Source organism: Methanoregula sp., from assembly GCF_002835825.1.
In the GTDB taxonomy this organism is placed as follows: domain Archaea; phylum Halobacteriota; class Methanomicrobia; order Methanomicrobiales; family Methanospirillaceae; genus Methanoregula.
Genome location: NZ_PIZH01000187.1, coordinates 1 through 4,437, shown reverse-complemented (window position 1 = coordinate 4,437; position 4,437 = coordinate 1). Strand labels below are relative to the sequence as shown.

Here is a 4,437-nt window from a genome sequence, read left to right as displayed (position 1 = left end):
CCACCCTACCGAACCCAGTGGCGACCGTTCCCGGTTGACGGGTTCCTTATACGTTCCGGGCAGTTTCCGTGGATGGGGCAGTAATGGCAAGGCTTCCCGGAAGTCGGTTTGTGAGAAGAGGTTATTGGCATAACCCCTCAAAGCATTCTGGTTGGCCGGGTCCCGCCTGACTGCCGCAGCGTACTCGGATGTCGCCTCATCCTCCCCCCCTTGCTTCCAACACTTTTCCGAGGTAACTGTGGACATAGGATGAGTCCGGCATCCTGACAGCCAGGTCGCGGAAGAAGACCTCGGCATCCTCGTACCGGCCAATGTGGAAGAGATTTGTAGCCGCAAGGACTTCGAGGGCAGGGTCCTTTGCCTCCTCCAGCAGCCGGTTACAGACGGCAAGCGACTCCGGGAACCGGCCGTCTTCGAAAAGCCGGAACGCCTCCCTTGTGGTATCTTCAGGTCCCCGTGTGGTCATGCCCTGCCCCGGTGCAGGCGGATACGGATGAGGCCCGAGAGCATTCCGATCATGTCCCGCTTTTTCACCCGCGAATCGCCCTTGTTCTGCCACTCGATGGGGACTTCGATGATACGGTAACCTGCACAACGGAGCCGCCAGAGCAGCTCGACATCGAACTCGAATCCCTCTGCGATAAGGATTGGCAGGACCGTATCGATCGCCTTTTTCCTGAAGACCTTGGCACCACACTGGGTATCGTGATACGGAAGCCCGTACAGAATCCTCATGATCAGGTTGAACCCCCTGCTCTCCACCCTCCGCATCCACCCCTGGCGGACCGTAAGGTTGGAGCCCGGGACCCAGCGGGAACCGATCGCACCATCGGCCGAACCGAGCGAGGAGAAAAGGCGGAGCATCTCTCCGATACCGGTTGAGCCATCGGCATCGAAATACCCAACCAGAGGTGCCCGTGCCGCAGAGAGCCCGGCCCGGACGCCCCCTCCCTTGCCGAGCCGGTGGTCGAACTCAAGGCACCGGATGGCAAGGTCCGTGCGCCGTGCTGCGGTCTTTTTGACAATCTCTGCCGTCCGGTCCGTCCCGTCGCAGACAACGATGAGTTCCCCGTCAAACGTCCCGATGCTCTCCAGAAGCGGGAGGATCCGCGACTCCTCGTTGTACGCGGGGATCACGAGACTGTAACGAAACGCGGGATCTGGTGTCATGGTGGGGAAAGCAGCCTGCCTTTCATGGTCGGTCCCGGTATCCTCTGCAGGAGATCCCTGCAAAGGGAAGGGTGAAAGGATATTCTGCATAATGGTTGGGAAAGATTCCCAATAACATTAGTGGTAACACGGGGATTCACCGGTCTTACTGGTGCTTTGTGAGATGCTGGGAGAGCATCGTGCCGGGCCGGTATTTTTCTGCCATGGCAAGCGCTGTTTCCCGCAGGGCATGATGTTCGGTGAGGCAGCTTGCCGGGGGAGCCGATTTCCGGAGAATTGCCGAAGTATTTTCCGTGATCTGGATCAGTTCCGTAGCAATAACCGCGTTCAGCCATACGAGATCCGCGAGCATTTCCTTTGTTTCCGTCTCCTTCATGATGGAGAGGTCGATCGTTGTGGCATATTAACCCGGCACCCTGCGTAGTGTGAACCTGCTCGAAAAGGGGAATCTTAATCCCCGCCGGGTAAAAAGATGCATAAGAAGACTATGAACTATCGTGAACGGATCCAGCGGGATGGCCGGGCAGCCAACCCTTTCTTCTGCCTGATGGGCATCGATGTCGTGAGTGCCGGTGATGGGAAGGCCGAGCTTGCGATGAAGGTGCGGCCGGACATGCACAACGGTGTCGGCTGGCTCCAGGGGGGGATGCTCGTTGCGCTTGCGGACGAGGCGATGGCGCTTGCTGTCTACACGCAGCTGGCTGAAGGCGAAGGGATCGCCACTATCTCGGAATCCACCAGTTTCATCCGGGGTGCCCGCGAAGGATCGATCACTGCCGAAGGCCGGGTTATAAGGAAAGGGCGGCGGGTAGCATTCTGCGAGGCCGAGGTCTGGGCGGACAACGGCGGGGAGAGGTTCCTGCTGTCACGGACTTCTGCTGCATTCACGGTAACCAAAGAAACGAAATAAACGGAAATGGAATCCTCAAAGAGAGGATAACGGAAATATCAGGAAAAATTATTCTTTCTTTCCGCTCTTTTTAGGACCAGCATCGTTGCCTGCAGGTTTACGGAACTTGATATACCACACGGCTGCACCCGCAGCTACAATGACAATGACGACAAGGATGATGAGCATTGAACCGGATCCGGCTTCTTTCTGGGCCATTGCAAGTCCTTCTTTTGCCGAGCTGCTCTCCGGATCCAGGCTGAGGGCCTTGTTATAGGCTTCAATTGCCTCGCCAGCCCTTCCCGCCTTTACGAGCGCGTCGCCCTTGTTGATCCATCCCTTCTCATATGCCGGGTCGATCGTTACTGCCTGGTTATAGGCATCGACTGCCTCGTTGTAGCGGCCCATCCTGAACAGGATGTACCCCTTGTTATTCCACATCCCGGTGCTGCTCTTGAACTGTACGAGTCCCGCATTTACTGTCGTAAGGGCATCGTCATATTTTCCCAGGTCCGCAAGAGCGGCCGCCTTGTCCTTGTAAAGGTACATGAGCGTATCCCCCTGGCTGATCAGGGTCGTGTTCTCGGCAAGTGCCATGTCAAAGAGTCCGACAGCCCGGTTGTAGTCTCCATTACCGATGGCAACCTGTGCCATGTTGAAGTATTCTGTTGCAGGATCTGCACCTGTGGCAGCGGCAACCGGAGGGATTGTGAGTGCTGCGATCAGGACCAAAGCAACAATGGTCAGGAAATACCTGGATTTCATGCCTCTTATTTTTCGTGTGTGCCTACATGAACTTTCTTCCTTGGCATGGGTATCCGGGATGTTTATAAAAAACCAGTCTCCCGCCGCAGTACAATAACACTAATACGGATTATGAGCAACCTATACAGCAATCGGGGAGATCACGTGAAGTACATCATTGTTACCGGCGGTGTGATGAGCGGTCTGGGCAAGGGGATCACGGCGGCGTCCGTCGGCAGGATCCTGAAGAACCGGGGCTACCGCGTCACCGCGGTCAAGATCGACCCCTACTTAAACATCGACGCCGGCACGATGAACCCGGCACAGCACGGCGAGGTCTTTGTCTTAAAGGACGGCAGCGAAGTTGACCTCGATCTCGGCAACTACGAGCGTTTCCTTGATATCGAGCTCACGGCTTCCCACAATATCACGACCGGTAAGGTGTATCGCACGGTGATCGAGAAAGAGCGGCGCGGCGACTTCCTGGGCGAGACCGTGCAGATCATCCCCCACATCACCGACCAGATCAAGGCCTGCATCCGCCAGGCGGCAGAGGAGGAGTTCCCGGACGGGACTAAAGCGGAGATCTGCCTTGTCGAGGTCGGCGGTACTGTCGGCGACATCGAGAGCATGCCCTTCCTCGAGGCCATCCGCCAGATGCGGGGAGAACTCCCCCAGCATGACTATGTCCTGATCCACGTGACCCTTATCCCGGCAGACACGATGGGCGACATGAAGACGAAGCCCACGCAGCACTCGGTGAAGGCACTCCGGGAACTGGGCCTTCACGCCGATATCATCGTCGGCAGGAGCGAGCACCCGATGAGCGCCAACACCAAGCGCAAGATCTCGGCATTCTGCGACCTCCCCCAGAATGCGGTCATCTCGGCTGCCACTGCCCCGGACACCTATGCTGTCCCGATGGAGATGGAGAAGGAGGGAATTTACGATGTTCTCTCGGCCCACCTCGGCCTTGACAAGAAAGAGACCGACACCACGTGGTACCGTATCGTCAACAAGGAGTACACGAACCGCGTGACGGTGGCCATCGTCAGCAAGTACGGCATCGAGGACGTGTACATCAGCATCAAGGAATCGCTCAAGCACGCGGGACGGGCACTCTCCACCGAGGTGAAGATCGCCTGGCTCGATGCCGAACGGTACGAACGGTGTTCCCTCAAGGATTACGATGGCATACTCATCCCGGGCGGCTTCGGCAAGCGGGGGATCGAGGGCAAGATAGAGGCGATACAATTCGCCCGCGAGAACAGGGTTCCCTTCCTCGGTCTCTGCCTCGGGTTCCAGCTGGCAACGGTCGAGTATGCCCGGAACAAGGCGGGGATCGCCGATGCCACGAGCGAGGAGTTTGGCGAGGGGACGCACGTGATCGCCATCCTTCCTGAGCAGGAGAACGTAAACGAGCTGGGCGGGACGATGCGGCTTGGCAACTACACGGCCGATATCCGCGACGGAACCCTTGCCCGGAAACTCTACGGGGAGAAGCAGGTTGTCGAACGGCACCGGCACCGGTACGAGGTAAACCCGGAATATATCGCAACGTGCTCTTATACACATCTGTCCGCGCCGACGGGGAGGGGAAGTGTGAGTAGAGAGCGTAGGCGGTCGTAGAAAAA

Annotated in this window: 6 protein-coding genes; 2 read left to right on the top strand and 4 right to left on the bottom strand. The window is 57.7% G+C overall.

Annotated elements, in window-relative coordinates:
• Nucleotides 1-196: 196 nt before the first annotated feature.
• The 3 genes from CW742_RS07805 to CW742_RS07795 all read right to left on the bottom strand — a co-directional run bounded on the left by CW742_RS07805 (nucleotide 197) and on the right by CW742_RS07795 (nucleotide 1,546).
• On the bottom strand, nucleotides 197-466 hold the full coding sequence (locus CW742_RS07805) for a M48 family metallopeptidase (protein ID WP_292418779.1): 270 nt from the start codon (nucleotides 464-466) through the stop codon (nucleotides 197-199).
• Nucleotides 463-1,170, bottom strand: coding sequence for a dolichyl-phosphate beta-glucosyltransferase (locus tag CW742_RS07800; RefSeq protein WP_292418776.1), 708 nt, complete (start codon nucleotides 1,168-1,170; stop codon nucleotides 463-465). Before CW742_RS07800 ends, CW742_RS07805 begins: the two co-directional genes overlap by 4 nt.
• Before the next feature lie 145 nt (nucleotides 1,171-1,315).
• On the bottom strand, nucleotides 1,316-1,546 hold the full coding sequence (locus CW742_RS07795; RefSeq protein ID WP_292418774.1) for a hypothetical protein: 231 nt from the start codon (nucleotides 1,544-1,546) through the stop codon (nucleotides 1,316-1,318).
• Nucleotides 1,547-1,642: 96 nt separating this feature from the next.
• Here CW742_RS07795 and CW742_RS07790 point away from each other — a divergent pair, with 96 nt between their 5' ends.
• On the top strand, nucleotides 1,643-2,080 hold the full coding sequence (locus tag CW742_RS07790; protein WP_292418771.1) for a PaaI family thioesterase: 438 nt from the start codon (nucleotides 1,643-1,645) through the stop codon (nucleotides 2,078-2,080).
• A gap of 48 nt (nucleotides 2,081-2,128) precedes the next feature.
• On the opposite strand, the gene CW742_RS07785 is transcribed toward CW742_RS07790, so the two are convergent.
• A complete protein-coding gene (locus CW742_RS07785; protein ID WP_292418769.1) occupies nucleotides 2,129-2,824 on the bottom strand; it encodes a tetratricopeptide repeat protein in 696 nt (231 codons plus the stop codon).
• Between the two features lie 144 nt (nucleotides 2,825-2,968).
• Between CW742_RS07785 and pyrG the strand changes: the two genes are divergently transcribed.
• Nucleotides 2,969-4,432 (top strand): glutamine hydrolyzing CTP synthase, encoded by a 1,464-nt coding sequence (gene pyrG / locus CW742_RS07780; protein ID WP_292418766.1) that lies wholly within the window; start codon nucleotides 2,969-2,971, stop codon nucleotides 4,430-4,432.
• The last annotated feature ends 5 nt before the right edge of the window (nucleotides 4,433-4,437 follow it).

Bases quoted from the DNA above. Each gene is read 5' to 3' on its own strand.
- CW742_RS07785 (WP_292418769.1), bottom strand. From the start codon at position 2,824: ATGAAATCCAGGTATTTCCTGACCATTGTTGCTTTGGTCCTGATCGCA.
- CW742_RS07790 (WP_292418771.1), top strand. From the start codon at position 1,643: ATGCATAAGAAGACTATGAACTATCGTGAACGGATCCAGCGGGATGGC.
- CW742_RS07800 (WP_292418776.1), bottom strand. From the start codon at position 1,170: ATGACACCAGATCCCGCGTTTCGTTACAGTCTCGTGATCCCCGCGTAC.
- CW742_RS07805 (WP_292418779.1), bottom strand. From the start codon at position 466: ATGACCACACGGGGACCTGAAGATACCACAAGGGAGGCGTTCCGGCTT.
- CW742_RS07795 (WP_292418774.1), bottom strand. From the start codon at position 1,546: ATGAAGGAGACGGAAACAAAGGAAATGCTCGCGGATCTCGTATGGCTG.